Here is a 25,829-nt window from a genome sequence, read left to right as displayed (position 1 = left end):
GGGTCAGGACGCGCCCTGCAGCGCCAGGCCCTTGCGCAGCAGTTCCTTGCGCAGGATCGGCCGGCCCGGGCAATGCACGCCGTCCAGGGTGCTGCACTCTAGCAGCCGTTCGAGCTGGCGGGCACTGTCCGGGCTGCCGGTCAGCAAATAGCTGGTGCCCTCGCTGAGGCCGATCAGGTTCAGCAGCCAGTCATCGCCCCACTGCCCCAGCACCTGTTCGATCAGGCTGCGCTGGCGCGCCAGCAGGCCCTCGGCGTGCCATAGGGTCAGCTGGGCGAAGCGCCGCGGCAGGTTGCTGGAAGGTTCGAGCAGCTTGAGGTCCTTGAGCAGGGCCTGGGGCAGTTGCGCTTCGATCTGCTGCTGGCATTGCTGGAAATAGTCTTGCGGCCAGCCGGGCCCCAGGTCGGCCAGTGCCGCCAGGGCGGCGTAGGCCTGGCGGTCCGCCGCTGTGCAGCCCTGGTCGGTGAAGTTCAGGGTGTTGTCGAGAATCCCCGCCGCCAGCAGTTGCGCGCTGTCACGGCTGATCCTGGGCAGCAGCCCGGAGTCGCGCCAGCGCTCGTAGACCTGGGTGCAGGCGGCACCGATCTGGCGGATATCCGCGTGCCGGCCCAGGCGTTCGTCCCAGAAGGCCTCGAAACCCGGGTGATGGTCGATGACCTCCACCACGCGGTTCAGGTCCACCAGCGGGTCCAGGTGCAGGTGATTGGAAATGTCCACCAGCACGAACCGGTCAGCCCCTTGCGGGACATGGCGGTCCAGGCCCTTGAGGCGCTGGCGGAACAGCACCGGGATGCTCTCGTTGAGCGGTGCGCTGCTCAAGGCCCGGGCCGGGCGACCGCTGAGGTTGAGCCACTCGGCATAGGCGATGCAACCGGCGTAGGCGTCGATATCCAGATAGGCCGCGCCGGAGGTGACAATGATCATGACGTCCCTGTAGTGCACAAAGGCCAGAGGCCGGGGCGCCGAGGGTGCCCGAGCGACATGACAGACAGATGACAGTCAGCGGCCATGTACACGCCCCGCCTCGGCCACCAGCAGCGCCGCCAGGCGCGAGCCGCTGAAGCGGATCTGCGCCAGGCTCAGGGCCGCGTAGCCGACGATCACCGCCGCCGGCCGGCGCGCCTGCTGGCAGTGCTCGGCCAGCCCCTGCAACAGCAGGCCCTGCTCGGCGGCGCGTTGGCGAAAGCCCGCTTCATCGCTACCCGGCGGCAGCTCCAGCAGCAGGTGCAGCCCGGCCTGCTGGCCGCTGACGCGGTAGCAGCCCGGCGCCTCCCGGGCAAGGATCGCCAGCAGCAGGTCGCGGCGTTCCTGATAGGCCTGGCGCGCCGCCCGCAGGTTGCGCAGGAAGGCGCCACTGGCGATGTAGTCGGCCAGGGCCAACTGCTCGATCACCCCCACCGAGCGCCCGGTGTTCTGCAAGGTCGCCAGCAACTGCGGGCGCAGACGTTCAGGCACCAGCATGAAGCCCACCCGCAGGCCGGCGAACAGGGTCTTGTTGAAACTGCCGCAGTAGATCACCCGGTCATCCCGGTCCAGGGACTTGAGGGCCGCCAGGGGCGCGCTCTGGTAGTTGAACTCGCTGTCGTAGTCGTCCTCCACCACCCAGGCCTCGCTGTGCCGGGCCCATTCCAGCAGGGCCAGGCGCCGGGACACCGGCATGGTCATGCCCAGGGGCGCCTGGTGAGCCGGGGTGACGTAGACCATGCGAGCATCGCGATGGCGTTGCAGCTGCTGCACATCGATCCCATCCTCCTCCAGCGCAATCGGCATCAGCCGCGCTCCGGCCAGGGCGAACAGGCTCTTGGCCGACAGGTAGCCGGGATCTTCCAGGCACACCTTGTCGCCGGCCTGCAGCAGGCTGCGGGCCAACAGGTCGAGGCCGTGGCGGATGCCGGTGGTGATCATCACCTGCTGCGCCTCGCAGGCGATGCCCCGGTGCTGCCCCAGGTACTGGGCGATCTGCTGGCGCAGGGCCGCCAAGCCGCCGGGGTCGGCGTCCCACAGCGACTGCGCCGAGGCATTGCCCAGGGCCCGGGTCAGGGAACGGGTCCAGCGTTGCAGGGGAAACAGCGCCGGGTCGGCCAGGCGGGCGACAAAGGGCTGGCCGGCCCGCACGCTGAGGGGTGGGTACGGTGGCTCATGGTCATCGGCGGCGAGCGGTGCCACTCGGGCCGGGGCGCTCAGGTACAGGTCCGGCACCACCGCGCAGACCCGGGTCCCGGAACCGCTGGCCCGGCTCACATAACCTTCGCTGCGCAGGCGGTCGAAGACCACTTCCAGGGTGCCCCGGGACAGGCCCCAGCGCTGGGCCAGGGTGCGGGTCGAGGGCAAGCGACAGCCGGCCGGCAGGCGCTTTTCCAGGATCGCCTGGCGCAGAGCGCTGTAGGCGCTGTCCTGTTTGCCCGGGGCTTCAGCGCAGTGCTGGGGCAGCGGCAGGTCGAGGGGCACGGGGTGTTTGCCACGGCTCATAGCGGTCCAGTCAAAAGCGGCCTAAATGGTGCTCGGCATTAAACCACAAAGCGCTTAATTTCAGCGCCTTAGCCACCTGCCCCGAGCCTGTCATGCCGCCAATCGCCAACGCCCCGCCCCACTCCATCACCAGCGAACGCCCCCTCGCCCCCTGGCTCTGGACCCTGTTGCTGCTGGTGGTGGTCTGCCTGCCACGGATCAGCATCGACCTGTACCTGCCGGCACTGCCGGCCATGGCTGACCAACTGAAGGCCAGCGATGCCCAGCTGCAGCTGACCCTGAGCCTGTACATGCTCGGCTATGCCCTGTCGATGCTGCTGGGCGGCCCCCTGTGCGACCGCTACGGGCGGCGTCCGGTGCTGCTGGCGGGCACCGCGCTGTTTCTACTGGCCAGCCTGGCGTGCATGCTCGCCACCTGCGTCGAAGCACTGATGGCCGCACGCCTGGTGCAGGCCCTGGGCGGTTGCTGCGGCACCCTGGTGGGCCGGGTCATGGTGCGTGACCGCTGCGCGCCCGAGGAGCAGGCACGGTTGCTCGGGCTGTTGTCCATGGGCATTGCCCTGTCGCCGATGCTGGCGCCGCCCCTGGGCAGCCTGATCAACCATCTGCTGGGCTGGCGCGGGCTGTTCCTGTGCCTGAGCCTGGTGGCCGCGGCAGCCTGGCTGCTGATGTACAAGCGACTGGCCGAAACCCGGCCGCCAGCCCCGCAGCCGGCGGCCGGCGAAAACCTGCTGCGCCTGTACCTGCGCCTGCTGAGCGAGGCCTATTTCATGCGCTACTCCCTGGCCATCGGCTGCCTGTACTGCACCTATTTCCCGTTTATCCTGCAGTCGCCGGCGCTGTTGCAGCGCCAGCTGGGGTTGTCTCCCGGGGTCTATGCCCTGGTGTTCGCCGCCACCGTGGCCGGCTACCTGTTGGGCTCGCGATGGTTCCAGCGCCTGGCGCCACGCCACGGTGCCGACCGCCTGATCAGCGCGGCCTGCCTGTTGAACCTGGCCGGCGCCGGCCTGTTGCTGCTGACTCGCAGCCTGTGGCCCGACAGCCTGTGGGCGATCGTGCTGCCGATGCTGGCGCTGATGTTCTCGGTGGGCCTGGCGATTCCCGCCTGCCAGTTGGCGATCCTGCAGCCCTATGCGGCGGTGGCGGGCACGGCTTCGGGGCTGTTTTTCTTTATCCAGATGGCCATGACCGCGGGCTGCGGGCTGCTGGCCAGCCTGTTGGTGGACCGCCCGGGCGGTTCGCTGCAAGCCCTGACCGGCCTGTTCAGCCTGGCCCTGGGCCTGGTCTGGTGGTGCCTGCGGCCACGGCTGCGCTAACCCCAAGATAGCCGCGGCACGGCCTGCGTCAGCGGCTGCAGCAAAGCCCTGTTCAAGGCCAGCGCAATGCCGCTAAATTAGCCGCGCCGCTCCCTTGCGTAGTACCACTCAAGACCAGGAGATACTCGATGCAGCTTATTGGAATGCTCGATTCACCCTACGTGCGCCGCGTGGCCATCAGCCTCAAATGCCTGAAGCTGCCCTTCGAGCATCACTCGGTCTCGGTGTTCAGCACCTTCGAACAGTTCCAGGCGATCAACCCGGTGGTCAAGGCACCGACCCTGGTCTGCGAGGGTGGCAAGGTGCTGATGGATTCGAGCCTGATCATCGATTACCTGGAAACCCTGGCCGGCGGGCAAAACAGCCTGATGCCCCAGGCAGCGCCCCAGCGTTTGCATGAGTTGCGCCTGATCGGCCTGGCCCTGGCGGCCTGCGAGAAGTCGGTGCAGATCGTCTACGAAAGAAAACTGCGCCCGCTGGAGAAACAGCACGGCCCCTGGCTGGAGCGGATCGGCGGCCAGTTGCAGGCCGCCTATGCCGAGCTGGAGCGAGAGTTGCAGCATCAACCGCTGCCCCGTGACGGCTCCCTGAGCCAGGCCGGGATCAGCCTGGCGGTGGCCTGGAGCTTCAGTCAGATGATGGTGGCGGACCAGTTCGGTCCCGAGCAATTCCCGGCGGTGCGCGGCTTTGCCGAATACGCCGAGCAACTGCCAGTGTTCCTTGCCACCCCTGCCGCCTGAGCCCAGCGCCTACAGCAGGCAGATAGACCGTGCCGTTCCCTGTAGGAGCCGGCTCGCCGGCGAAGAGGATCGCGAGTATTGCAGCGCTCTTGAAGCCGCCTTCGCTGGCGAGCCAGCTCCTACAGCAGACAGGTAGACCGTGCGGTCCCCTGTAGGAGCCGGCTTGCCGGCGAAGAGGGTCGCGAGTATTGCAGCGCTCTTGAAGCCGCCTTCGCTGGCGAGCCAGCTCCTACAGCAGGCAGATAGACCGTGCCGTTCCCTGTAGGAGCCGGCTTGCCGGCGAAGAGGACTGGGGGTCAGGCGGGGAGCGGCTGTTTTTTCGCCGGGGCGGTGGCGAAACGCCGGGCCAGGAATGGTGTGATGTCCAGCGGCAGAGGTTCGTCGTTCACCAGTTTGTCCAGCAGTACACCGGTGATCGCCGAGGTCAGGATGCCCGTGCGGAAATGCCCGCAGGCATTGAGGTAGCCCTCGATCCCGTCCATGGCCCCGAGGATCGGCAACTCGTCCGGCGAACCCGGGCGCAATCCGGCCCAGCAACGCTTGAGGTTGACGTTGGCCAGCTCGGGGATGCAACGCACCGCCCCCTGCACCAGGCCGTTGATTTCCGGGTAGGTGGTGCTGACGTCGAAGCCCTTGTCCTCGGTGGTGCTGCCGATCAGGATCTCGCCGTTGTCCTTCTGCGCCATGTAGCAGTCGCTGGTGGTCAGGCAGCCATTGAGCAGTTTGGGCATGCGCTCGGTGAGCAGGATCTGGCCCTTGACCGGCTTCACCGGAATCTCCACCCCGGTGGCCTGCAGGCTGAGCTCGGCGGCCCAGGCGCCGGCGGCATTGATCAGGGTCGAGCAATGGAACACACCGGCCTCGGCGGTCTGTACCCCAGTGACCCGGTTGCCCTGGCGCAGGACGCCGGTGACGTTGGTGTTGAAATACACATCCACGCCATTCTGCCGGGCGCCTTCGGTGTAGGCGTCGGTCAGGCGGAACGGGTTGACCTGATGATCGCAGAGGAACTCCAGGGCGCCCTGGGCTTCGTGGCTGATGGTCGGCTCAGAGGCCCGCAGGGCCGCCTGGTCGAGCCAGCGCACCTGGTCCGCCAGGTGCGGGATGCAGCCGACGATGTGCTCGGCGTAGAGGCGGTCTTCTTCGTCATAGATGACGAACTTGAGCCCGGTCTGCTCGAACTTGAAGTCCATGCCGTGCAGGCCCATGAGCTCGCGGTGCAGGCGCGGGTACAGCTCGTTGGACTGCAGGGCAAAGTCGAAGAACGACTGCGGCAGGATGTGCGGGGTGCTGGAGTCCACCACCACCGCCGAGCCCTGGGCCTCGCGCTTGCGGTTGGCCGACATCATGCGAAAGAAGATCACCCCGCAGCCCAGGCCCACCGATTCACCGATGGCCCACAGGCCGCCGGCCGAGGCGCGGCTGGCGTTGCCCGGACGCTTGGCGTCGATCAGCGCCACCTTGAGGCCCTGGCGCTTGGACAACTGATAGGCGCAGGACGCCCCGATCACACCGCCCCCGGCGATGACCACGTCGTAATGCTTAGTCATGTTGCGAGACCTCCTGGTCAGATGGCGGGAATGCCGAGAACGGAATCGGATCGAGGGGGAAGCGCGGGCGTATCCAGCCCACGTCCTTGCGTCCGGTGGCCTGGCGCAGGCGATCGCTGCAGTAGCCCACGCACATCCGCCCCTGGCAGTCGCCCATGCTCACCCGGGTGCGCATCTTCAGGCTGGCCATGTCCTGCACGCCCTGGGCCAGGGCCCGCTCAATGTCGTTGCGGGTGGTGTGCTCGCAACGGCAGATCACCGTGTCGCCCTTGGGCAGTTCTATCTGTCCAACGCCACGCGCGGTATAGCGGTCCACCGCACCGCGAAAGCGCAGGATCGAGGCCAGCTTGCGCTCATAACCCTCGCGCCGTTGCAGGGCTGCTTCGCCGCTCAGGACATTGCGCTGCATGAGGATCGACAGCGCAGCGATGCGCCCACTGAGCATGGCCGCCTCACCGCCGCGAATGCCGCCCATGTCGCCGGCCAGGTGAATGTGCGGTTCGCTGCTCTGCTGCCAGGCATTGGCGTCGGCCCGCAGGTAGCCGTCGTCGCTGAAGCTGTGCTCCAGGCCCATCTGCTGGCTCAGTTGGGTACGCGGAATGAAGCCGTAGCCCACCGCCAGGGTCTGGGCGGCCACGCGCTGGGCCTTGGACATGTCCGGCTGCCAGTCGCTGGAATAAGGCGCCAGGGTGACCACGTTCAAGGCGTCCTGGCCCTGGGCCTCGACCACGCCCCAGCCGTAGCGCAGGGCGATGCCGTGCAGCTTGAGGTAGGCGAGCATGCTCAGGCCATCGAGAAACAGTTGGGGTTTGTTCAGCAACGCCAGGCTCTGCTTGGCGATCTTGCCCAGGGCACAGGCTTCGTACACCCCGGCCACCCGCACGCCCGAGGCATGCAGCTGGCACGCCACCAGCGGCAGCAACGGCCCGGTGCCGGCGATCACCACCGGGCTCTGGGGCTTGACCACCCCGCTCTTGATCTGCAGTTGCAGGCCCCCCAGCAGCTTGACCCCGGGCAGGGTCCAGCCGGGGAACGGCACACTGCGCTCATGGCAGCCGGCGGCCAGCAGCAACTGTGAATAGGCCACCTGCTGCACCTGCTCGTCGGCGTCCAGCAGTACCAGGCTTTCATGGCCCTCGGCACCGACCACCCGGCTGTTGAGGCGCACGTCGATCAGCTGTTCGTGGTCACCAAAGTCGCCGTGCAGCTTGGCCAGCATCTCGCAATAGCGCGGCCCCAGGTAATCGAGCTGCACGCCATCGCGCAGCGGCCCGCGGAACACCACCCCGCCCAGGCGCGAGGCCTCTTCGATCAAGGTGCTGTGCACGCCGTGCTCGGCCAGTTCGATGGCCGCAGCCATGCCCGCCGGCCCACCGCCGACGATCACCGGGTTCAGGCTCATAGGCTGGGCTCCGTCTCGTTGATGCGGTTGCTCAGGGTCTGCACCTGCATCCCCGGCTTCACCAGGGTCTGGCAGGCCCGGCGCTTGTGTCGGCCATCGATCTGCACCAGGCAGCAATGGCATACGCCCATGCCGCAATAGGCTCCGACCAGCTGCCCATGGTCATTGCGCGCCACCTGGCGCAGGCCGGTGGCCTGGATCACGCTGAGGACGGTCTCGCCCAGGGCGGCGGTAACCGGCTGGCCATTGAGGCTGATGGTCATGTCCGCATGCTGCAGCGGCTGGATATCAAAGTTGCGGTCTATCTGACGCATGGCGGTTCATCCGTGAAAAGTGAGTGGGGTTGCCGGCATCCCGCCGCCCAGGGTCCCGGGGCGAGGACGTGGCAACACCGCGGTTCCGATAACGCTGTCAGAACCGAGCGCGGGCCAATCTAGTGGTTTTGTCAGACAAGAATATTGATCTGGGCCAAGCAAAGGGCTGCGCCAGGCACGGTCGCGGCCTGTGGCGCACCGAAGTGAGACCCTGGACACAAAAAAAACCGTTGCCGGCAGAGGCCGGCAACGGCAAGGGGATGAAGCGGGAAAGCGGGCTTAGTGCATGAAGATGGCGATCAGGATAATCACCGGGATCGGCACACCGAGGAACCACAAGAGTAATGAGCGCATGGGAATTCTCCTGGATCAGTTGACGGGGGTGGGGGCGACGGTACGCGGCTGGGCATCGCTGGCGAGCCACACCACGGCGTCCCGACGGCGACCGCCGAAGGTGGCCGCGAGGCTGGCGAAGAAGGCCCCGCACAACAGCGCGATAAACATCCACAGCGACGACCAGGCCGCCACTTTAGCGGCGCTGTCGGCAGCTTCCTTGGCCGCTTGCTTGGCCTCTTCCACGGCCTGGCGGGCCTTGGCGAAGACTTCATCGACCCGGCGCTCGGCATCAGCCTGGCTGAGGTTGGTGCGCTGGGCCACCAGTTGCGCCAGGTAGCTGCGATCCTCGGGGGCCAGTTGGCCGTCGTTGCTCAAGGTCCGCACGAAGATCCGCGACACCGTCCCGCGGGCCGCGTCATCGCTGACCGCTGCCGGGCGATCGTCGCGAAACAGGCTGTCGACGAAGTAACCGTAGTCGCCCTCGCCGCCCTGGCTGGCCGCGTGGCCGGCCATCTGGGTCGCTGCGCCAACCGCTCCGGACGCCACCTGGGCGCCGGCATGCACGCCGCCGCTGATGACGCTGCTGACCGAGCCCAGCACCAGGGTCGCGGTGACCAGGGTGGCCACGGCCCATGCCAGGAAGCCATGGGCGGTATCACGGAAATACACTTCATCGCCATGAAGGTTGGCCCACTTCACCCGCAGGCGTCCGGCGATGTAACCGCCCAGGCCGGCGGCGATGATCTGCGTCAGGGCCAACCAGACGATGCTGGAGATGCCTAGCCCCTTGGCACTGACGCCGCTGCCGGCCCAGGGCGAAACCGCGGAAAAGCCCAGGCCCAAGCCCAGCAGTAAAAGGATCAGCGACAAGGCCGCCGCCGCCGCGGCACCGGCGAAGATCGCCGCCCAGGACACCCCCGAGTAATGGCTCGAGGCATCCGCGGTGGCGACCAGGTGTTCAGAGGGTCTGTTCATTGTTGTTCTGCTCCAGGCATGAAAAATGGTGTTACAACTCTCGAGGGGAGAATTGCAGTCACCGTGCCAGTTGCACGAACTTTACAAACCCTTGAATTTCAATGAGTTGCGATAAATAAATAATCCGCGATCGTGCAATTTACCGACCCGGGGGTTTTCGGGCGGGCGTTCTGCACGGCCCGCCCGGCGTTCAGGCCCGCCAGCCCAGGTAGAGCTCCCGGCCCCGGGTGGCGCACCAGTGCAGCACCAGCACCAGGACCCACAGTGCCAGCAGCCAGTTGGCCAGCAGCGCCAGTTGCGCGATGCCCTGCCCCCACAAGGCAAACAGCGGCAATGCCAGCCAGGCCGAACGGCGAAAATCCAGCAGGCGCAGGATGCCCGGCACGACCACCGCCATCAGGGCGATCACCAGGACGTCCAGGCCGCGATACCCCAGCATCCAGCGCGCATAGCGCGGATCGGCGGCATAGGCCTCCAGGTAGCCCGGCAGGCGCAGCGCCAGATCCACGGCGAGGTTCAGCAACAGGCTGGCCAACAGCAGCCACAGCAGGCCTTTGAAACGTGATGCGTATTTCATTGCACAACACCTTGATACAGAGAAGGTCCACCGGAGGTTTCAACGCCGCTTGTAGCTCTTGCTGCCACCGGGGGTCAGGCAGTACACCCCGCCCCGGGGGCCGGTGCAGAAACTGCCACTGCCACAACTGCAGCCCTGGGCATCGCGCAGTATCGGCTGGGCCCGAGGCGTGGAAGAAGGTTGGCCGAACATCAGCGCACAGTTCTTGTTCGAGGCGCTGATGGAGCCGTCGTTGCACAGGAACAGCTCGCCGTCGCAGCGGGCGACGCCGCCCTTGCGACCGGAACAGGGCTGATTGGCCGCCAGCACCAGCGTGCTGCCCAGCAGCATCAGGCACAGCAGGGTCAATGGCTTCCAGCCGACCCGGATGCGGGCATTCATGGTTGCGCCTCCTGGCAAGAAACCGGCCGGATAATATCAAGCTTCCCCCCTCTGGCGCACTCAGGCTCGAACGCTTTGCCAGGGAGGCCGTTCGCGGAACCCGCGGCTCGATCGAACAGTGCCCCTGCCGGTGCTGCAATTGCCAGCGGTTTCCCGGGGCACGGGAGCGCAAGTGAAAGTTTTTTTAGGAACCTGGCGCAGGTTTCTTGGCAATATGCCTTCCTGTGTGATGAACCGCTGAACAGGTACAAACCCATGACCCGCATTCTGACCATCGAAGACGACGCCGTGACGGCGCGGGAGATCGTCGCCGAACTGACCAGCCACGGCCTCGACGTGGACTGGGTGGACAACGGCCGCGAAGGCCTGGTACGTGCCGTCAGTGGCGACTACGACCTGATCACCCTGGACCGCATGCTGCCGGAGTTGGACGGCCTGGCCATCGTCACCACCTTGCGCACCATTGGCGTATCGACGCCGATCCTGATGATCAGCGCCCTGTCCGACGTCGACGAGCGAGTGCGCGGCCTGCGCGCCGGCGGCGACGACTACCTGACCAAGCCCTTCGCCTCCGACGAGATGGCGGCCCGGGTCGAGGTGCTGCTGCGGCGCAAGAGCACGGTCAAGGATTTCGACACCAGCCTGCGGGTGGCCGACCTGGAGCTGAACCTCATCAGCCGCGAGGCGACCCGCGCCGAACAACCGCTGGTGCTGCTGCCCACCGAATACAAGCTGCTGGAATTCCTGATGCGCAACACTGGGCAGATCCTCTCGCGGATGATGATTTTCGAGGAGGTCTGGGGCTATCACTTCGACCCGGGAACCAACCTGATCGACGTGCACATCGGCCGCCTGCGCAAGAAGATCGACCCGCCCGGCATGACCCCGTTGATCCGCACCGTGCGAGGCTCGGGTTATGTCATTGCTGAACCCCTCTAAAGGCTGGCGCTCCTCCAGCAGCCGCCTGCTGGCGCTCTACAGCACGCTGTTCGTGGCCTGGAGCTGCATCCTCATGGGGGTGTTGTACTACGAGGTTTCCACCTACCTGGACAGCCTGGCCAAGCACTCGCTGATGCAGCGCCAGCACCTGTTCGCACGCTTCGAGGGCGACCAGTTGGTGGAGGCCCTGACCACCAGCATGACCTTCGACATGCGCGCCATCGACGCCTACGGCCTGTTCGATGAACAGCGCCGGCCGCTGAGCGGGCCGATCCGCCAGATCCCCGACGACCTGCCCCTGGACGGCAAGATCCACGAGCTGAAGAACTGCATCGACTCCGACGACCCGAACCTGCCCCGCGACAGCTGCGATGCGGTGGCCACCCACACCCGGGACGGCCGCTGGCTGGTGCTGGTGCGCGACAACGGCTCGCTGTTCGCGGTGACCCGGATCATCCTCCACGCCCTGCTCTGGGGCATTTCCCTGACCATCATTCCCGGGGCTGCCGGTTGGCACCTGCTGCGCCGCCGGCCGCTGCGGCGCATCCGCCAGATCCAGGCCAGCGCCGAGGCCATAGTCGCCGGCGACCTGACCCGGCGCCTGCCGCTGTCGGACCGGCGCGACGAACTGGACATGCTGGCGGCCATCGTCAACGCCATGCTCGAACGGATCGAGCGGCTGATGCATGAGGTCAAGGGTGTGTGCGACAACATCGCCCATGACCTGCGCACCCCGCTGACCCGCCTGCGGGCCCAGCTCTACCGCCTGCAGCAACAGGCCGAGGAAGGCACGCCCCAGGCCTTGCAGATGGACCAGCTGCTGGCGGAAGCCGACACCCTGATGGCGCGCTTTCGCGGTTTGCTGCGCATCTCCGAACTGGAAGACCAGCAGCGGCGCTCGGGTTTCCTCGAGCTCGACCCGTTGCCCCTGCTGCAGGAGTTGCACGACTTCTACCTGCCCCTGGCCGAAGAAGGCCGCCTCAACCTGGTGCTGGACGTGCCTTCGAGCCTGCCGCGCCTCACCGGCGACCGGGCTTTGCTGTTCGAGGCCCTGGCCAACCTGCTGAGCAATTCGATCAAGTTCACCCCGCCGGGGGGCGAGGTGATCTTGCGCGGCCTCGACGACGGCGGCAGCCCGCGCCTGGAAGTGCTCGACTCCGGCCCGGGCATTCCTGCGGCGGAACGGGCAGCGGTGTTCCGGCGCTTCTACCGGGTGGATGAAAACAACGCCCAGGGCGGTTTCGGCCTGGGCCTGTCGATCGTCGCGGCCATCGTCAGCCTGCACGGCTTCAAGCTTGAGGTGGGCACCAGCGAACGCGGTGGCGCGCGCCTGAGCCTGGACTGCCGGCCGAGCCTGATCGCCGAAAGCTGAGAAGCGGCTGGCGAACCCGAGACCTGGCCAGCGCTGCCTGCCGCTCGATGGCTGCCCAGGCCGGCCCCGGGCGGATCAGGCCCTGGGCAACTGCCAGCCGTAACGCACCGAGAGCATGCGCAAGGCAAAGCAGCCCAGGCCCGCCAGCCAGGCACACCACAGCGGCGGCAAGCCCAGGCGCCGGGCGATGACCAGGGTGGCTGCGCCGAAAAACGCCGAGCTGGCGTACAGGTCGACCTGCAGCACCAGGGGAATGCGCGCCAGGACAATGTCCCGCAGCACCCCGCCGCCGACCCCGGTCACGGTGCCCATGAGCATCGACACAAACGGCGAGATGCCGAAGTTCTGCGCCTTTTGCGTCCCTGCCACGGCAAACAGCCCGAGCCCCGCTGCATCCAGCAGGATCAGCCACGGCCCGGACAGCCCCAGCACCCAGTCCCGGGCGACAAACGCCAGCCCGCCCATCAGCAGTGCCAGTGCCGGGTAGCGCCAGTCGGCCACCGCCTTGGGCGGGGTCGCGCCGATCAGCAGGTCACGGGTCACACCGCCGCCCAGGGCGACGATCAAGGCGATCACCATCACCCCCAGCAGGTCGAGCTGGGCGCGCATGGCACTGATGGCGCCCTCCACGGCGAACACCGCGGTGCCCGCCAGGTCCGCCACCAGGACGATGTTTTCCAACCGCCGGGGCACGCCCTGGGCCCGGGCGTTCATCCTTCTGCCCCTGGTGTGGGCGGGATCATCGAAAGGTTGTGCAAGGGCAAGGGCAAACAGCGGAACGAAGGCATGCGCGGACACCTGCAAAGGCTGGCGGCAGCGGCCGGGACCCCGGCCCGCAACCCTTTGCTTATAGTCCAGCGCGGCTGGCGCCGCCATTCACCGGCGCGCCATGCCCCGGGTCGATCAAGGCGCCAGGTCGACCTGCCCGAGGGAGTTGCTGTCCAGCTCGTAGAGCAGCTCGTCGATCATCCGCAGCACATCGGCCTCGCTTTGCAGCGCCTTGACCCCAAGGCCGGTCACCACCAGATCGACCCGACCGCTTTGCGGCTCGAACACCCGCAGGGTCAGGGTCCCATCACCGGCCTGGCTGAAGCTGCAGGCCAGGGGCGCCAGGCGTTGTTCGATGTAGCTGCGCAACTGCGCTTGGGTGATCACCGCCGGCATCTCAACGACGCCGCAGCAGCAGGCCCGCAAGCAGGCCGGCAGCGGCCAGCACGGCCAGGCTCAGCAGGGGTTTTTCCCGCACCCAGCGTGCGCCCTGGTCCAGGGCCTGGGCATAGTGCTCTTGCAACTGGCCCGCGGCCTCGCGGGCCCTGCCCCGGGCCTGCATCGAGTCATCGTCGAGCCATTCGCCCAGCACGGACTGGGCCTTGCCCGCCGCCTTGTCCACGCTGCCCTTGATCTGTTGATTACCCATTCCGGCTTCCCTTTGCTGTGGTTTATCAACCGCACAAGCCCGTTGCAGAGCCTTGCGCAGAATCACAGCGTAAAAAAACCACGCCTCGGCAACAGGCGCATTTGCACTGTCGGCACTGGTGCATTTGCACCAGTTCAACCGGCCGAGCGCTCACCGGTGCCGACAAACAAGCCCCGCTCACGGGCCCAGACGATGGCCTCGCCACGGCTGTGCACGTCGAGCTTGGAATACAGGGTAGCGACATGATTGCGCACGGTGTTGGGCGCCAGCTTCAGCTGCGCGGCAATTTCCTTGTCCGCCAGCCCCTGGTAGATCAACCCCAGCACCTGGCGCTCACGGGCGCTCAGGTCGGCGGACGACACCCCGGGAGCCTCGGCGGCCTTGGGGCGTTTCACATTGGCGAGTTTTTCGATCAGGGTCTGGCTGAACCAGGACGCGTCGCGCATCACCTCTTCGATGGCCGCCACCAGCTCCAGTTCGGAACGCTTGCGCTCGCTGATGTCCATCAGCACCAGCAGGTAGCAGGGGCTGTCCTGGATGTTCAGGGTGTCGGCGTAGGCCACGCAGTCGATCTGCTCCGCGCCCTTCTTGCACAGTTTGAGGTCCAGGCCGTCGATCCGGCCGGCCTTCTCCAACTGGCCGAAGAGTTGCGCCGCCACCCCCTCGCAGATGAACCCGGTGGCCGCCACGGTCTTGCCCAGCAGCTCCTCGCTGCAGTAGCCGCTGGTGTTGAGAAAGGCCTCGTTGACGTCGACGATCTGCTGCTCGGCACTGCACACCAGGGTCGGCACCGGGGTCAGGCGGAACGACTTGGCGAAACGCTCCTCGCTCTGGCGCAGGGCAATCTCGGCCTTGCGCCGCGGCTCCAGGTCCATGAAGGAAAACAGCATGCAGTCCTCATCGTTGATGTCCAGGGGCTGGCCGGCGACGATCACCAGCTTGCTGCCGCCCTCCGGCAGGCGCAGCTCGGCCTGCATCTGCGGGATGGTCGCGCCCTGCCCCAGGCGTTCGACGGCCAGGTCCTTGTGCTCGGCATCCTCCAGTACATCCAGCTCGTACACCGAACGGCCGATCACCTGGTCCCGGGCGTAGCCGGTCATCTCCAGGAACCCCTGGTTGACCTTGATGTAGCGCAGGTCGCTGAGGCGGCAGATCACCGCCGGCGCCGGGTTGGCGTTGAAGGTCTTCTCGAAACGCTGCTCGGCGCTGGCCCAGTCGGTGGCATCGCTGAGAATCAGCACCAGGGACTCCGGGGCGCCGCTGCGATCGGTGAGGATCATGCTGCGCACCCGGTGGACCCAGTGCCGGGGCTCACCGTCGATCTCGGCCTGCACCTCCACCACCACATCGCTGAAGGTCTCGCCGGCGGCCACCCGGCTGATGGGGTAGCTGTCCAGGGTCAGTGGATGGTTGTTGCGGTAGCGCAAGGCATAGCGCCGCGCGTATTGCCGAGCATTGCTGCCCAGTTCGCCGACCTCGCTGACCCCGTGCATGGCCAGTGCCGCCTCGTTGGCCCAGAGCAGGGTCTTGTCGGGGTCGATGAGGATCACCCCGTCGGACAGCCCGGAGATGATCTGCTGCAATTGACGGCGATTGGTTTCAGTGGCGAGTACGGCCTGGCTCATGGCATCTCCGGAGGAAACCCGGCGCCGCCGCGAACGGCCAGGGCACCGGATAGAAGGGATTGAAACTACGACCGCGGCACACCGCCATCGTGCCCTGAAGCATGCATCGCGAGAACTGGAGCCCCCTCTTCCCAGAGGTTAAGCTGCCAGGCCCGGGCGGATACGCCAGAACCCGCCCCTCCTCAAGGAGCGAAGCATGATCACCATTCGTGAGGCCGAAGGCCGCGACATCGATACATTGCAGGCCATCGGGTGTGCCACCTACCGCGAGCACTTCTCCTCGATCTGGACCGCCGACGGCATGCAGCAGTTTCTGGCCCAGGACTTCGCCCCGCAGACCCTCGAAGCCTCCCTGGCCGCCAGGCACCTGCACCTGTGGCTGCTGGCCCTGGACGAACAGCAACAGCCCATCGGTTTCGCCAAGCTCAACTGGGGCCGCCCGACCCCGGGCAGCGACCGGCTCGGCGCCGAACTGCAGAAGATCTACCTGCTCAAGTCCCAGGCCGGCAAGGCGTATGGCCGGCGCCTGCTGGAACATGTGCTGCAACGGGCCAGTGCCGCCGGTGAGTCGTGCCTGTGGCTGGACGTGCTCAAGAGCAACACCGGTGCCCGGCGCTTTTATGAAAGTGCCGGCCTGCGGCAGATCGGCGAAGTGCCGTTCAGCACCGACATGGAGCAGATCGGCATGTGGGTGATGGCCTGCGACCTGCCGCGCACCGGCGAACGCCCGGCCTGACGCTCGAGATCCCACCCAGGGGCAGCGCCTGCTCCGTCGGCCCCTCCCTCCAGAACCCCGCGCGTTCAGCCCCCAGCGGCCTGAACCTGCAGTGCCGGCAACACAGCAACTAGTCCGAATAGACGATGCCCGGCCCCCGCTGCATTTCCGATAGCCCCTCTCCCCCGTTCCACAACTCTAAGGTAGCTCGACGCAAAAACAGACATTCAGAAGCAGCAATGAAAAAAACAACAACGCCTTACGCGCGCTCCGCCTTGCTCGCAATTGCCGGTTCCCTGCTCCTGTTCAGTTCCCCGCTGGCCGCCCTGGTCTGCGAAATCGCCTTCGCCCCCGAGCGTCTGCCGCCAGATCTGCTGGAGCGGCGGATCGAGATGCCGATCAGTGCCGGCAACATCGACATCCGCGATGTTGACTCGGCGCATCAACAGTGGCGACACCGCCGAGCTGCACCTGGAGGATGTGCTGGTCAGGGCCAACATCCAATTCGTCCGTGAGCAGAGCTCGCTCTTTCGAGCCTAGCTGCATGGCCTGCTCGATGACCAGGCCCCCCGGTTCCCTACCACTGCACTGCGGGCAAGGATCGCACCGGCTTCGCTTCGGCCATGCTGTTGATGGCCTTGGGGGTGCCGGAAGCAACGGTGATGGAGGACTATCTGGCGTCCAACCGCTACCTCGGGAAAAAAAACCGCCGGATCGCCGAACACGTCAGGCTGGCGTCAAAAGGCCGTACCGATCCTGCCCTTCTGCAGCCCTTGCTCGGCGTCGAGGCGCGCTACCTGCAAGCGGCGTTCATGGCCATGCGCGAAGACTACGGCTCGGTGGAGAACTACCTGCGCGAGGGGCTGGGAGTCGATGCCGCGTTTCGCTCGCGGCTGCAAAGCAGGTTCCTCGAAACCGCCGCCCCTGATCAGCACCGGCACTCAGAGACCCAGGGCCTTGAGCCGCCGGTACAGGGTCCGCTCGCTCAGGCCCAGGGCCTTGGCCAGCTCACTGCGGGGCCCCTCGAACACCTCCAGGGCATGGGCCAGTTGCTCCAGGTCCTTGCCACCGCGGCGGCGGCCGGGCGGCGCTGGCGGCGGCGTGCTGCGCAGCTCCGGCGGCAGGTCCGCCAGGCGGATCATCCCGTCGTCGCTGAACAGCCGCGCCCGTTCGAGGATGTTGCGCAGCTCGCGGATATTGCCCGGGTAGGTGTACAGGCTCAGTTGGGCCAGGGCCTGGGGATCGACTCGCGGCACGACCCCGGGATCGAGGCGACGCAGCAAGCTGTCGATCAACAGTGGCAAGTCGTCGCTGCGTTCGCGCAAGGCCGGCAGGCGGATCGGGAAGGCGCTGATGCGGTAATACAGGTCCTGGCGGAAGGTACCGGCGGCAACCATTTCCTTGAGCGGCTTGTGGGTGGCCGCCACCAGGCGGAAATCCGAGTGCACGGTGCGCAGGCTGCCCACCGGGCGGAAACTGCCGGACTCGATCAGGCGCAGCAGCTTGACCTGCATGGCCAGGGGCACTTCGCCGATCTCGTCGAGAAACAGGGTGCCGCCATGGGCTGCTTCGGCGAGGCCGATCTTGCGCTGCAAAGCGCCGGTGAAGGCGCCCTTTTCATAACCGAACAGTTCGCTTTCCAGCAGGCTTTCGGTGAGCCCGGTGCAATCCACCACCACCAGCGGCCCGCTGGCCCGGGGGCTGCCGTCGTGCAGGGCGCGGGCGAACAACTCCTTGCCGGTGCCGGACTCACCCTGGAGCAATACCGGGATCGGCGCCGGCGCTGCCCGCTGCAGGGCGCTCAAGGCTTCGTTGAACGCCGGCGAGCGCCCCACCAGGCCCTTCTGCTGGGGCTGCACCGAGGCCACGGCCACCGAACTCAGGCGCTCGACATAGGCCACCACCGTGCCGTGCTCGCCAATGATCGGCCGCAGCTCCACGTCCACGTGCTCCGGCCCCCGGGGCGTGTGGTGGATGTGCAACATGCGCTCCGGCACCCGGCTGTCATGGGCCTTGCGCATCGGGCAGTGCTCGCCGGCCTGGTCGCAGGGCACGGCGAACTGGTGGGACACCCGGTAGCACTTGGCGCCCACGTGGGGCTTGCCGGCCACGCCGAACTGGCGTTGGTAGGCGGTGTTGGCGGCGATGATGTTGTAGTCGGTGTCCAGCACGATGGTGGGCTGCGGGTCGTGTTCGAGGTAGGACACCAGGGCAGACATCGGTGGCGGGACTAGGTCGGTGGCAATCAGGGACATGGGCAACTCCGGGGCAGAGGCGGCAGCTTAAAGCATGGGCGCCATCACTGCCATTTTCTGCCAGCAACTGCCAAATAACTGCCAGGCCGGGGTGACAGTCCTGGCGAGACCCCATCCCCAGGGGGCTGAAAAACCGTCTAAACCAATGAACAGGCGCCAAACGACGCCGTTTCGGGTTGGCACGCTTATTGACACTTCAAGGAACGAGCGTCAGCGCAGACTGCCCTCACCTTCATTGCCTGGAGTGCCCCATGATCATCAGCGACACGCTGCGTGTAGAAGCGTTTTTCGACAGCCATACCTGGACCATCAGCTACCTGGTGATGGACCTGGCCAGCCGCCACTGCGCATTGATCGACAGCGTGCTGGACTACGACCCGAAATCCGGCCGCACCCACACCGAGTCCGCCGACCGCCTGATCGCCCGGGTGAAAGAACTGGATGCCCGGGTCGACTGGATCCTGGAAACCCATGTGCACGCCGACCACCTGTCGGCCGCCGCCTACCTCAAGGCGCAGCTCGGGGCCCAGGTGGCCATCGGCAATCAGATCACCCGGGTGCAGAAGGTCTTTGGCGCGCTGTTCAACGAAGCCCCGGCCTTTGCCCGGGACGGCAGCCAGTTCGACGTGCTGCTCGAAGACGGCGCCGAATTCGCCATCGGCGGCCTCACCGCGCGGGCCATGCACACCCCGGGGCATACCCCGGCCTGCATGACCTACCTGGTACAGGTCGGCGACGAAACCCTGGCCTTTGTCGGCGACACCCTGTTCATGCCCGACTACGGCACCGCCCGCTGCGACTTCCCCGGGGCCGACGCGCGGACCCTGTACCGCTCGATCGGCAAGATCCTCGCCCTGCCCCCCAGCACCCGGCTGTTCATGTGCCACGACTACCTGCCCAACGGCCGCGAGCTGCAGTACATGACCACGGTCGCCGAACAGCGGGCCAACAACATCCATATCCACCAGGGCGTCGACGAGGACAGCTTCGTGAAGATGCGCGAAGCCCGCGACGCGACCCTGGACATGCCGGTGCTGATCCTGCCTTCGGTGCAGGTCAACATGCGCAGCGGACAGTTTCCCGAACCCGAGGACAACGGCGTCAGCTACCTGAAGATTCCCCTCAACACCCTATAACTATGACTCCACACGGAGACCTTGCCATGCGTCCCATCAACCCCGCCCTGCGCGCCGTCGACGGCAGCCACCAGGTGCTGATCGTCGGCGGCGGTGCCGCCGGCATCGCGGTTGCCGCGAGCCTGCTGTCCCGCGATCCCCACCTCGACGTGGCGATCATCGACCCGGCCAAGACCCATTACTACCAACCCGGCTGGACCCTGGTGGGTGCCGGAGTGTTCAGCGCCCAATCCACCGTGCGCGACATGGCCACGCTGATGCCCAAGGGCGTCAAGTGGATCCAGAACGCCGTCAGCCGCTTCGAGCCGGACAACAACGCCCTGGTCCTGGCCGATGGCCGGGTGCTGGCCTACGACCAGTTGATCGTCTGTCCCGGGCTCAAGCTCGACTGGGCGGCCATCGACGGCCTGCCAGACACCCTGGGCAGCAACGGCGTGACCTCCAACTACCGCTACGACCTGGCGCCCTACACCTGGCAACTGGTGCAGCAACTGCAACAGGGCGAGGCACTGTTCAGCCAGCCGCCGATGCCGATCAAGTGCGCCGGAGCGCCGCAGAAGGCCCTGTACCTGTCCTGCGACCACTGGCTGCGCCACGGCCGCCTGGGAGCGATCAAGCCGAGCTTCCTGAATGCCGGCGGCGTGCTGTTCGGCGTCGCCGACTACGTGCCGGCGCTGATGGAGTACATCAAGAAATACGCAGTCGACCTTGCCTTCAGCCACAACCTGGTAGCGGTGGACGGCCCGGCCCGGCGCGCGACTTTCGTTCGTACCCTGGCCGACGGCACTCAGGAAACCCTGGAACGACCGTTCGACATGCTGCACGTGGTACCGCCCCAGTGCGCTCCGGACTTCATCCGTGAAAGCCCCCTGGCGGATGCCGCCGGCTGGGTCGACGTGGACCCTGGCAGCCTGCGCCACAAGCGCTACGTGAACATCCACGGCCTGGGGGACGCCACCAACACCAGCAACGCCAAGACCGCCGCGGCGGCGCGCAAGCAGGCGCCGGTGGTGGCCAACAATGTGCTGGTGGCCCTCAAGCGCCTGACCCAGTTGGCGCAATACGACGGCTATGGCTCCTGCCCGCTGACCGTGGAGCGGGGCAAGATCGTCCTTGCCGAGTTCACCTACGGCGGCAAGCTGGCGCCGAGCTTCCCGCGCTGGCTGCTGGACGGCCGTCAACCGACCCGCCGCGCCTGGTGGTTGAAGGAGCGGATCCTGCCGCCGCTGTACTGGCGCGGCATGCTCAAGGGCCATGAATGGCTGGCCCAACCGCACCCGGCCACGGACACCCCGAAAGTATGAGCGAACACAGTCTGCTGGGCGCCGGGCTGGGGGCGATCATCGGCGCGATCCTGGCCCTGACCGGGGCCGGTGGCGGCATCCTCGCGGTGCCGCTGCTGGTCTTCGGCCTCGGCCTGAGCATGGTCGAGGCCGCCCCTATCGGCCTGCTGGCGGTGGGCCTGGCCGCCAGCGTCGGCGCGGTACTGGGGCTGCGCCAGGGCATTGTGCGCTACCGCGCGGCGGGGTTCGTCGCCGGGATCGGCATCCTCATGGCGCCGCTGGGCCTGTGGCTGGCCCACCGCCTGCCGAACATGCCCCTGGCACTGCTGTTTTCCCTGGTGCTGCTGTACGCCTGCGGGCGCATCCTGCGCAAAGCCAGCCTGGAACTGAAACAGGGCCAGGCCGCACCGCGCCCGGCGTTCCTGCCCTGCGTGCTCAACCCGGCCCAGGGTCGCCTGCGCTGGACCCTGCCCTGCGCCCGGGCGCTGACCTTGACCGGGATGCTCTCGGGGCTGCTTTCCGGGCTGCTGGGGGTGGGCGGCGGTTTCGTGATCATCCCGGCCCTGAGCCGCTACACCAACCTGGACAGCAAGAGCATCGTCGCCACCTCGCTGGCGGTGATTGCCCTGGTGTCCCTGGGCAGCGTGGTCACCGCCAGCGTCAGCGGCGTAATGCACTGGGCCGTGGGCGCGCCCTTTGCCCTGGGCGCGGTGCTGGGCCTGGTACTGGGGCGCCAGGTGGCCAGCCGCCTGGCCGGGCCACGGCTGCAGCAACTGTTCGCCGTCACCGGCATATTGGCCGGGCTGCTGCTGGCCGGTGGCGCCCTGGGGCTGATTGCCCACTGACCCCTTCGCCGGCAAGCCGGCTCCTACATCAACCTACGCACCGCCACCCGTAGGAGCTGGCTGGCCAGCGAAGGCGCCCTCACCGACGCTGGCGTTGCAAGGGAAAAATGGTGGTGCCGCGACCGGCCCCTTCGCCGGCAAGCCGGCTCCTACATCAACCTACGCACCGCCAACCGTAGGAGCTGGCTTGCCAGCGAAGGCGCCCTCACCGACGCTAACGTTGCAAGGGAAAAATGGCGGCGCCACAACCGGCCCCTTCGCCGGCAAGCCGGCTCCTACATCAACCTACGCACCGCCACCCGTAGGAGCTGGCTTGCCAGCGAAGGCGCCCTCACCGACGCTGGCGTTGCAAGGGAAAAATGGTGGTGCCACGACCGGCACCTTCGCCGGCAAGCCGGCTCCTACATCAACCTACGCACCGCCACCCGTAGGAGCTGGCTTGCCAGCGAAGGCGCCCTCGCCGACGCCGGCGTTGCAAGGGAAAAATGGCGGTGCCACGACCGGCCTCTTCGCCGGCAAGCCGGCTCCTACAAGGAACAGGATATGCTTCTGGATTATCTGCATTTCACCCCCTGGTCGGCCCTGGCCGGAGGCGGATTGATCGGGCTTGCGGCCAGCTTGCTGATCGTGGCCAATGGACGCATTGCCGGGATCAGCGGCTTGCTCGGCAGTCTGCTACAACCCGGCACGGACGGCTGGGGGGAAAAGTCCCTGTTCATTATCGGCCTGCTGCTCGCGCCCCTGCTCTGGGGCCTGTTCACCGCCCTGCCAAGCGTCGAGTTCCAGAGTGGCCTGCTTGGCCTGGTCAGCGCCGGCCTGCTAGTGGGCATCGGCACCCGCTATGGCGCCGGTTGCACCAGCGGCCACGGGGTCTGCGGCATTTCCCGGCTGTCACCCCGTTCGCTCATCGCCACCCTGTGCTTCATGGCCACCGGCTTCGCCACGGTCTGGGTGCTGCGGCATCTGCTGGGGCTGACGGCATGAGAAAACTCTGCGCATTTATCGCCGGCCTGCTGTTCGGTATCGGCCTGCTGTTGGCGGGCATGGCCAACCCGGCCAAGGTCCTGGGTTTTCTCGACCTGGCAGGCCAGTGGGACCCGTCCCTGGCCCTGGTGATGCTCGGCGCCATCGGCATCGCCTGGTGGCCCTTTCATTGGGCCATGGGCCAATCCCGCTCGTTGCTGGGCGCACCCATGCAGATCCCCGCCAAAACCAGCATGGACCGGCGCCTGATCGGCGGTAGCCTGCTGTTCGGCATCGGCTGGGGCATTGCCGGCATCTGTCCCGGGCCGGCCCTGGTGCTGCTGCCCGGCGGGCACTGGCAAGCCTGGGTGTTTGTCCTGGCCATGCTCGTGGGCATGCTGCTGTTCCAGCGCCTGGAAGCCCGCCGGCAACCCTGAACTGCACAGCGCCCCGCCTGCAGCGCACCCCTGGCAAGCTGGCTTGCCAGCGACAGCGTCCTCGCCAGCGCCGCTGACCTGATAGAGGCTTCACGGCGCCAGGCCCGGCCTCTTCGCCGGCAAGCCGGCTCCTACGACGCAAGTGGCCAGGGAAAGATTGGCCTCTGCCGGTCAACCGCGCAGGCGGCGACTATGGCCCGGACCTGTGTCCCCCAGGAGTACGCCATGTCGACCACCCAATCCCTTGAACAGTGCCTCTGGCGCAAGATCGGCCGCTATACCTCGCGAATCGGCCGGACCTTGATCCAGAAAACCCTCTGGCTCTACTACGCCGCGCAACGACCGCAAACCCCGATCTGGGCCAAGACCACCATCTACGCTGCCCTGGGTTACTTCGTGCTGCCGTTGGACATCATCCCCGACCTGATCCCGGGAGTCGGATACGCGGATGACCTTGGGCTGCTGGCCGGTTCAGTGGTGGCCGTGGCCGCCCACATCAACGCCGAGGTCAAGAAGCAAGCCAGCGCGCGCCTGGCGGACTGGTTCGGCAGTGAACCAGACTGAACAAGGGGCAAGCGCAACGGCTGGGGGGCGGCCCTGGTGTTCATCCGACTCACGAGAATACTTAGGAGCGCCGGCACCAGATGGCCGCCGGACTCACCGCGCTTGCGTGTCCAGGGCATAAAACTCCTGCAGCTTGGCTTGCAGCAGTTTCTTGTCTGGCAGTTGGGTCCGGTACTCGGCGATCAAGGCCGGCGACAGTGAACGGTTGAGGGCATATTCCACCACCTCGTCCTCCTTGCTGGCACAGAGCAACACGCCCAGGGCCGGGTTTTCATGGGGTTTGCGCACTTGGCGATCCAGGGCCTCCAGGTAGAAATCCAGCTTGCCCAGGTACTCCGGCTCGAAGCGCCCGACCTTGAGTTCAACCGCCACCAGGCAATTCAAGCCACGATGGAACAGCAGCAGATCCAGGACAAAATCCCGCCCGCCGACCTGCAACGGATAGCCTGAAGCGACAAAGCAGAAGTCGCGCCCCATTTCGATCAGGAAATTCTTGAGCTGGCGCACCAGGCCCTGATGCAGATCGGCTTCGTCATGCCCCTGGGCCAGGTCGAGAAACTCCACCATGTAGGCATCCTTGAAGACCTTCAGGGCCTCGGGGCGGGCCTGCCTCAAGGTTGCCGAGGCGCTTGCCGGACGGGTCAGGGTGCGTTCGAACAGGGCCGACTTGATCTGCCGTTCCAGCTCGCGCCGTGACCACTGCTCGCGGACCGCCAGATCCAGGTAGAACTCACGTTCCCTTGGCCCTTTGCTCTGCCCCATCACCACCAGATGGTGGCTCCAGGGCAATTGTCGCACCAGTGGTGCGACTTTCTCGTGATCACGATAGGCCTCGTAAAACTGGCGCATGCGGAACAGGTTGGCCCGGGTAAACCCCCGCAGCCCCGGCTGTTGCCGCGCCAGGTAATCCGCCAATTGCCGGACCACGCCATCCCCCCATTCCGCCGCCTCGATCTTGCGGCTGATATAGGCCCCGACCTGCCAGTACAGTTCCACCAGCTCGGTATTCACCGCGCGCAGCGCCCGTTGCCACGCGGCGGTGATCATCTGCGCCACTTCACCAAATGCCGCATCGGTGGATGCACTTGCCACTTGTGCCTGTTGATTCATGAGCAATGCCCGATTGACAGGAAACAGGCCCCTATCATCCCGTGGCCCGCCATCAACCTGTAGTCAGCCCTGTCTCTTTCCATTGAGCGAAAGGTCCTGATGCGAGTGGCGCAAAAGCACCACTCAGCCCGGCATGCACGCAAAGTCATGGGTACTGGCCACCTGCTTGCCCTTGGCGTCATACAAGCGCGCCGACACCTCAGTGCCCAGGGATGACTCCACCAGTTTGTAATGCTCGCCGGCCTTGAAGCCGCTGTAGCTGACATGGCCATTGCAGTCTTGCTGGTTGGAATCGCCGACATTCTCTTCAAACAGGGTCACGTCCAGGCGGTGGGCACCGGGCTTGACCTGGAAATAACGGCCATCGTCGATCTTCTGCCCGTCCACCCGCTCGGCCATCAGGTCGTTGGGCGCCTCTTCCTGTAGGCCGATCCAGGCCTGGCTGGGGTCGGGCTGAGGCATGGGCCCAGCGCAGGCAGAAAGCAGGCATGTCAGGCCCAGGGCGGGGATCAGCAGCAATGGTTTGAGTGTCATGAAGCAGTACCTCGGCAGTTGAAAAAACGTTTACAGGCAGCTGAACGGCCGGCTCTGGGCCACTTGCCGACCCTGGGCGTCCAGTAGCGCGGCGCTCACCTCCTGGCCCTGGCTCGATTCCAGCAGTTGGTAATGGCCGCCGGCCTGGAACCCGGCATAGTCCAGGCGGCCCAGGCATTCAGGCTGCGCCGAGTTGCCGTTGGCCCCTTGCAGCAAGGCCATCTGCAAGCGGTGCTGGCCGGGGCTGACCTGGAAGTAGCGGCCATCGTTCAGGCGCTTGCCATCGACGCTGTCGGCCAACAAGTCGTTGGGCGACTCCGGGGAAAGATCGATCCAGGCCTGCTGCGGATCGGCCTTGGGCAAAGGCCCGGCACAGGCCGAAAGCAGGCACACCAGGCCCAGGCCCGGCAGCAGCAACGAGGGTTTGAGGGACATGGAAGAAACCTCGCAAGTGACAGAAAGGAGTGCGACGCAGGCCCGAGACAATCGCCTGTGTCGATGCCGATCCAGCTTGTCGAGGCCCCGGTGCGAGAACAAATGAATCCACATGAAAGGAAATACAGGCCTTAGCTAA

The 25,829-nt window shown here is 66.4% G+C and carries 28 protein-coding genes and 1 pseudogene; 13 read left to right on the top strand and 16 right to left on the bottom strand.

Annotation, left to right across the window (positions count from 1 at the left end; genetic code table 11):
- Window positions 1–3: 3 nt before the first annotated feature.
- On the bottom strand, window positions 4–924 hold the full coding sequence (locus tag U873_RS0110135) for a bifunctional oligoribonuclease/PAP phosphatase NrnA (protein WP_025128148.1): 921 nt from the start codon (window positions 922–924) through the stop codon (window positions 4–6).
- A gap of 75 nt (window positions 925–999) precedes the next feature.
- The gene (locus tag U873_RS0110130) at window positions 1,000–2,469 is read right to left on the bottom strand and encodes a PLP-dependent aminotransferase family protein (RefSeq protein ID WP_025128147.1); all 1,470 of its coding nucleotides are present in this window, start codon (window positions 2,467–2,469) and stop codon (window positions 1,000–1,002) included.
- 92 nt (window positions 2,470–2,561) lie between these two features.
- On the opposite strand from U873_RS0110130, the gene U873_RS0110125 reads away from it, so the two are divergent.
- Window positions 2,562–3,785: a multidrug effflux MFS transporter gene (locus tag U873_RS0110125; protein WP_025128146.1), complete on the top strand. Its 1,224-nt coding sequence runs from the start codon at window positions 2,562–2,564 to the stop codon at window positions 3,783–3,785.
- 128 nt (window positions 3,786–3,913) lie between these two features.
- The gene (locus U873_RS0110120; RefSeq protein ID WP_025128145.1) at window positions 3,914–4,525 is read left to right on the top strand and encodes a glutathione S-transferase; all 612 of its coding nucleotides are present in this window, start codon (window positions 3,914–3,916) and stop codon (window positions 4,523–4,525) included.
- A 296-nt stretch (window positions 4,526–4,821) separates the two neighbouring features.
- Here U873_RS0110120 and hcnC read toward each other — a convergent pair whose 3' ends face one another.
- The 6 genes from hcnC to U873_RS0110090 all read right to left on the bottom strand — a co-directional run bounded on the left by hcnC (window position 4,822) and on the right by U873_RS0110090 (window position 10,060).
- On the bottom strand, window positions 4,822–6,075 hold the full coding sequence (gene hcnC / locus U873_RS0110115; protein ID WP_025128144.1) for a cyanide-forming glycine dehydrogenase subunit HcnC: 1,254 nt from the start codon (window positions 6,073–6,075) through the stop codon (window positions 4,822–4,824).
- Window positions 6,068–7,477: a cyanide-forming glycine dehydrogenase subunit HcnB gene (gene hcnB, locus U873_RS0110110; RefSeq protein WP_025128143.1), complete on the bottom strand. Its 1,410-nt coding sequence runs from the start codon at window positions 7,475–7,477 to the stop codon at window positions 6,068–6,070. Before hcnB ends, hcnC begins: the two co-directional genes overlap by 8 nt.
- Complete coding sequence (gene hcnA / locus U873_RS0110105) at window positions 7,474–7,791, bottom strand: cyanide-forming glycine dehydrogenase subunit HcnA (protein WP_025128142.1); 318 nt, start codon at window positions 7,789–7,791, stop codon at window positions 7,474–7,476. The genes hcnB and hcnA overlap by 4 nt, the downstream gene beginning before the upstream one ends.
- A gap of 369 nt (window positions 7,792–8,160) precedes the next feature.
- On the bottom strand, window positions 8,161–9,102 hold the full coding sequence (locus U873_RS0110100; protein WP_025128141.1) for a membrane protein: 942 nt from the start codon (window positions 9,100–9,102) through the stop codon (window positions 8,161–8,163).
- A gap of 190 nt (window positions 9,103–9,292) precedes the next feature.
- Window positions 9,293–9,679 carry a hypothetical protein gene (locus tag U873_RS0110095; RefSeq protein ID WP_025128140.1) on the bottom strand — a complete coding sequence of 129 codons (387 nt, stop codon included), beginning with the start codon at window positions 9,677–9,679 and terminating at the stop codon, window positions 9,293–9,295.
- Window positions 9,680–9,718: 39 nt separating this feature from the next.
- Window positions 9,719–10,060, bottom strand: coding sequence for a hypothetical protein (locus U873_RS0110090; RefSeq protein WP_025128139.1), 342 nt, complete (start codon window positions 10,058–10,060; stop codon window positions 9,719–9,721).
- 255 nt (window positions 10,061–10,315) lie between these two features.
- Between U873_RS0110090 and U873_RS0110085 the strand changes: the two genes are divergently transcribed.
- Both U873_RS0110085 and U873_RS0110080 read left to right on the top strand, forming a co-directional pair.
- A complete protein-coding gene (locus U873_RS0110085) occupies window positions 10,316–10,999 on the top strand; it encodes a response regulator transcription factor (protein ID WP_025128138.1) in 684 nt (227 codons plus the stop codon).
- Window positions 10,977–12,371, top strand: a complete 1,395-nt coding sequence (locus U873_RS0110080; protein WP_025128137.1) for a HAMP domain-containing sensor histidine kinase — start codon at window positions 10,977–10,979, stop codon at window positions 12,369–12,371. The genes U873_RS0110085 and U873_RS0110080 overlap by 23 nt, the downstream gene beginning before the upstream one ends.
- 75 nt (window positions 12,372–12,446) lie before the next feature.
- Here the strand turns inward: U873_RS0110080 and U873_RS0110075 are convergent, their stop codons facing one another.
- The 4 genes from U873_RS0110075 to U873_RS0110060 form a co-directional block, all read right to left on the bottom strand.
- Entirely contained in the window at window positions 12,447–13,085 is a 639-nt protein-coding gene (locus U873_RS0110075; RefSeq protein ID WP_025128136.1) for a trimeric intracellular cation channel family protein, read from the bottom strand.
- Window positions 13,086–13,274: 189 nt separating this feature from the next.
- On the bottom strand, window positions 13,275–13,535 hold the full coding sequence (locus tag U873_RS0110070; protein WP_043274504.1) for a DUF1652 domain-containing protein: 261 nt from the start codon (window positions 13,533–13,535) through the stop codon (window positions 13,275–13,277).
- 1 nt (window position 13,536) lies between these two features.
- Window positions 13,537–13,788 carry a CsbD family protein gene (locus U873_RS0110065; protein WP_025128134.1) on the bottom strand — a complete coding sequence of 84 codons (252 nt, stop codon included), beginning with the start codon at window positions 13,786–13,788 and terminating at the stop codon, window positions 13,537–13,539.
- 134 nt (window positions 13,789–13,922) lie between these two features.
- The gene (locus U873_RS0110060) at window positions 13,923–15,413 is read right to left on the bottom strand and encodes a helix-turn-helix transcriptional regulator (RefSeq protein WP_025128133.1); all 1,491 of its coding nucleotides are present in this window, start codon (window positions 15,411–15,413) and stop codon (window positions 13,923–13,925) included.
- Window positions 15,414–15,609: 196 nt separating this feature from the next.
- Here U873_RS0110060 and U873_RS0110055 point away from each other — a divergent pair, with 196 nt between their 5' ends.
- The 3 genes and pseudogenes from U873_RS0110055 to U873_RS37510 form a co-directional block, all read left to right on the top strand.
- The gene (locus tag U873_RS0110055) at window positions 15,610–16,149 is read left to right on the top strand and encodes a GNAT family N-acetyltransferase (RefSeq protein ID WP_025128132.1); all 540 of its coding nucleotides are present in this window, start codon (window positions 15,610–15,612) and stop codon (window positions 16,147–16,149) included.
- Window positions 16,150–16,367: 218 nt separating this feature from the next.
- Complete coding sequence (locus U873_RS36625) at window positions 16,368–16,643, top strand: hypothetical protein (protein ID WP_157838072.1); 276 nt, start codon at window positions 16,368–16,370, stop codon at window positions 16,641–16,643.
- Between the two features lie 66 nt (window positions 16,644–16,709).
- Window positions 16,710–17,030 (top strand): annotated as a pseudogene (locus tag U873_RS37510) (tyrosine-protein phosphatase); the annotation flags it as partial.
- Between the two features lie 39 nt (window positions 17,031–17,069).
- Here the strand turns inward: U873_RS37510 and U873_RS0110040 are convergent.
- Entirely contained in the window at window positions 17,070–18,383 is a 1,314-nt protein-coding gene (locus tag U873_RS0110040) for a sigma-54-dependent Fis family transcriptional regulator (RefSeq protein ID WP_025128131.1), read from the bottom strand.
- 251 nt (window positions 18,384–18,634) lie between these two features.
- Between U873_RS0110040 and U873_RS0110035 the strand changes: the two genes are divergently transcribed.
- The 6 genes from U873_RS0110035 to U873_RS0110010 all read left to right on the top strand — a co-directional run bounded on the left by U873_RS0110035 (window position 18,635) and on the right by U873_RS0110010 (window position 23,611).
- Window positions 18,635–19,519, top strand: a complete 885-nt coding sequence (locus tag U873_RS0110035) for an MBL fold metallo-hydrolase (RefSeq protein WP_025128130.1) — start codon at window positions 18,635–18,637, stop codon at window positions 19,517–19,519.
- 26 nt (window positions 19,520–19,545) lie between these two features.
- Window positions 19,546–20,823, top strand: coding sequence for an FAD/NAD(P)-binding oxidoreductase (locus U873_RS0110030; protein ID WP_025128129.1), 1,278 nt, complete (start codon window positions 19,546–19,548; stop codon window positions 20,821–20,823).
- Complete coding sequence (locus U873_RS0110025; RefSeq protein ID WP_025128128.1) at window positions 20,820–21,647, top strand: sulfite exporter TauE/SafE family protein; 828 nt, start codon at window positions 20,820–20,822, stop codon at window positions 21,645–21,647. Before U873_RS0110030 ends, U873_RS0110025 begins: the two co-directional genes overlap by 4 nt.
- A gap of 543 nt (window positions 21,648–22,190) precedes the next feature.
- Window positions 22,191–22,631 carry a YeeE/YedE family protein gene (locus tag U873_RS0110020; RefSeq protein ID WP_025128127.1) on the top strand — a complete coding sequence of 147 codons (441 nt, stop codon included), beginning with the start codon at window positions 22,191–22,193 and terminating at the stop codon, window positions 22,629–22,631.
- Window positions 22,628–23,047, top strand: a complete 420-nt coding sequence (locus U873_RS0110015) for a DUF6691 family protein (protein ID WP_025128126.1) — start codon at window positions 22,628–22,630, stop codon at window positions 23,045–23,047. The genes U873_RS0110020 and U873_RS0110015 overlap by 4 nt, the downstream gene beginning before the upstream one ends.
- Window positions 23,048–23,272: 225 nt before the next feature.
- A complete protein-coding gene (locus U873_RS0110010; protein ID WP_025128125.1) occupies window positions 23,273–23,611 on the top strand; it encodes a YkvA family protein in 339 nt (112 codons plus the stop codon).
- A 93-nt stretch (window positions 23,612–23,704) separates the two neighbouring features.
- Here U873_RS0110010 and U873_RS0110005 read toward each other — a convergent pair whose 3' ends face one another.
- The 3 genes from U873_RS0110005 to U873_RS0109995 all read right to left on the bottom strand — a co-directional run bounded on the left by U873_RS0110005 (window position 23,705) and on the right by U873_RS0109995 (window position 25,690).
- A complete protein-coding gene (locus tag U873_RS0110005) occupies window positions 23,705–24,721 on the bottom strand; it encodes a YhcG family protein (protein WP_025128124.1) in 1,017 nt (338 codons plus the stop codon).
- Window positions 24,722–24,844: 123 nt separating this feature from the next.
- A complete protein-coding gene (locus U873_RS0110000; RefSeq protein WP_025128123.1) occupies window positions 24,845–25,255 on the bottom strand; it encodes a hypothetical protein in 411 nt (136 codons plus the stop codon).
- A gap of 30 nt (window positions 25,256–25,285) precedes the next feature.
- Window positions 25,286–25,690 carry a hypothetical protein gene (locus tag U873_RS0109995; protein ID WP_025128122.1) on the bottom strand — a complete coding sequence of 135 codons (405 nt, stop codon included), beginning with the start codon at window positions 25,688–25,690 and terminating at the stop codon, window positions 25,286–25,288.
- Window positions 25,691–25,829 lie beyond the last annotated feature (139 nt).

Source organism: Pseudomonas sp. PH1b, from assembly GCF_000633395.1.
Classification (GTDB): domain Bacteria; phylum Pseudomonadota; class Gammaproteobacteria; order Pseudomonadales; family Pseudomonadaceae; genus Aquipseudomonas.
The sequence above is the reverse complement of the archived record's forward strand: the minus strand, read 5'-3'. Positions and strand labels throughout refer to the sequence as shown.

What these genes read in the sequence shown, in the direction of transcription:
- U873_RS0110135 (WP_025128148.1), bottom strand. Translation starts at nt 924, where the DNA reads ATGATCATTGTCACCTCCGGCGCGGCCTATCTGGATATCGACGCCTAC.
- U873_RS0110130 (WP_025128147.1), bottom strand. Translation starts at nt 2,469, where the DNA reads ATGAGCCGTGGCAAACACCCCGTGCCCCTCGACCTGCCGCTGCCCCAG.
- U873_RS0110125 (WP_025128146.1), top strand. Translation starts at nt 2,562, where the DNA reads ATGCCGCCAATCGCCAACGCCCCGCCCCACTCCATCACCAGCGAACGC.
- U873_RS0110120 (WP_025128145.1), top strand. Translation starts at nt 3,914, where the DNA reads ATGCAGCTTATTGGAATGCTCGATTCACCCTACGTGCGCCGCGTGGCC.
- hcnC (WP_025128144.1), bottom strand. Translation starts at nt 6,075, where the DNA reads ATGACTAAGCATTACGACGTGGTCATCGCCGGGGGCGGTGTGATCGGG.
- hcnB (WP_025128143.1), bottom strand. Translation starts at nt 7,477, where the DNA reads ATGAGCCTGAACCCGGTGATCGTCGGCGGTGGGCCGGCGGGCATGGCT.
- hcnA (WP_025128142.1), bottom strand. Translation starts at nt 7,791, where the DNA reads ATGCGTCAGATAGACCGCAACTTTGATATCCAGCCGCTGCAGCATGCG.
- U873_RS0110100 (WP_025128141.1), bottom strand. Translation starts at nt 9,102, where the DNA reads ATGAACAGACCCTCTGAACACCTGGTCGCCACCGCGGATGCCTCGAGC.
- U873_RS0110095 (WP_025128140.1), bottom strand. Translation starts at nt 9,679, where the DNA reads ATGAAATACGCATCACGTTTCAAAGGCCTGCTGTGGCTGCTGTTGGCC.
- U873_RS0110090 (WP_025128139.1), bottom strand. Translation starts at nt 10,060, where the DNA reads ATGAATGCCCGCATCCGGGTCGGCTGGAAGCCATTGACCCTGCTGTGC.
- U873_RS0110085 (WP_025128138.1), top strand. Translation starts at nt 10,316, where the DNA reads ATGACCCGCATTCTGACCATCGAAGACGACGCCGTGACGGCGCGGGAG.
- U873_RS0110080 (WP_025128137.1), top strand. Translation starts at nt 10,977, where the DNA reads ATGTCATTGCTGAACCCCTCTAAAGGCTGGCGCTCCTCCAGCAGCCGC.
- U873_RS0110075 (WP_025128136.1), bottom strand. Translation starts at nt 13,085, where the DNA reads ATGAACGCCCGGGCCCAGGGCGTGCCCCGGCGGTTGGAAAACATCGTC.
- U873_RS0110070 (WP_043274504.1), bottom strand. Translation starts at nt 13,535, where the DNA reads ATGCCGGCGGTGATCACCCAAGCGCAGTTGCGCAGCTACATCGAACAA.
- U873_RS0110065 (WP_025128134.1), bottom strand. Translation starts at nt 13,788, where the DNA reads ATGGGTAATCAACAGATCAAGGGCAGCGTGGACAAGGCGGCGGGCAAG.
- U873_RS0110060 (WP_025128133.1), bottom strand. Translation starts at nt 15,413, where the DNA reads ATGAGCCAGGCCGTACTCGCCACTGAAACCAATCGCCGTCAATTGCAG.
- U873_RS0110055 (WP_025128132.1), top strand. Translation starts at nt 15,610, where the DNA reads ATGATCACCATTCGTGAGGCCGAAGGCCGCGACATCGATACATTGCAG.
- U873_RS36625 (WP_157838072.1), top strand. Translation starts at nt 16,368, where the DNA reads ATGAAAAAAACAACAACGCCTTACGCGCGCTCCGCCTTGCTCGCAATT.
- U873_RS0110040 (WP_025128131.1), bottom strand. Translation starts at nt 18,383, where the DNA reads ATGTCCCTGATTGCCACCGACCTAGTCCCGCCACCGATGTCTGCCCTG.
- U873_RS0110035 (WP_025128130.1), top strand. Translation starts at nt 18,635, where the DNA reads ATGATCATCAGCGACACGCTGCGTGTAGAAGCGTTTTTCGACAGCCAT.
- U873_RS0110030 (WP_025128129.1), top strand. Translation starts at nt 19,546, where the DNA reads ATGCGTCCCATCAACCCCGCCCTGCGCGCCGTCGACGGCAGCCACCAG.
- U873_RS0110025 (WP_025128128.1), top strand. Translation starts at nt 20,820, where the DNA reads ATGAGCGAACACAGTCTGCTGGGCGCCGGGCTGGGGGCGATCATCGGC.
- U873_RS0110020 (WP_025128127.1), top strand. Translation starts at nt 22,191, where the DNA reads ATGCTTCTGGATTATCTGCATTTCACCCCCTGGTCGGCCCTGGCCGGA.
- U873_RS0110015 (WP_025128126.1), top strand. Translation starts at nt 22,628, where the DNA reads ATGAGAAAACTCTGCGCATTTATCGCCGGCCTGCTGTTCGGTATCGGC.
- U873_RS0110010 (WP_025128125.1), top strand. Translation starts at nt 23,273, where the DNA reads ATGTCGACCACCCAATCCCTTGAACAGTGCCTCTGGCGCAAGATCGGC.
- U873_RS0110005 (WP_025128124.1), bottom strand. Translation starts at nt 24,721, where the DNA reads ATGAATCAACAGGCACAAGTGGCAAGTGCATCCACCGATGCGGCATTT.
- U873_RS0110000 (WP_025128123.1), bottom strand. Translation starts at nt 25,255, where the DNA reads ATGACACTCAAACCATTGCTGCTGATCCCCGCCCTGGGCCTGACATGC.
- U873_RS0109995 (WP_025128122.1), bottom strand. Translation starts at nt 25,690, where the DNA reads ATGTCCCTCAAACCCTCGTTGCTGCTGCCGGGCCTGGGCCTGGTGTGC.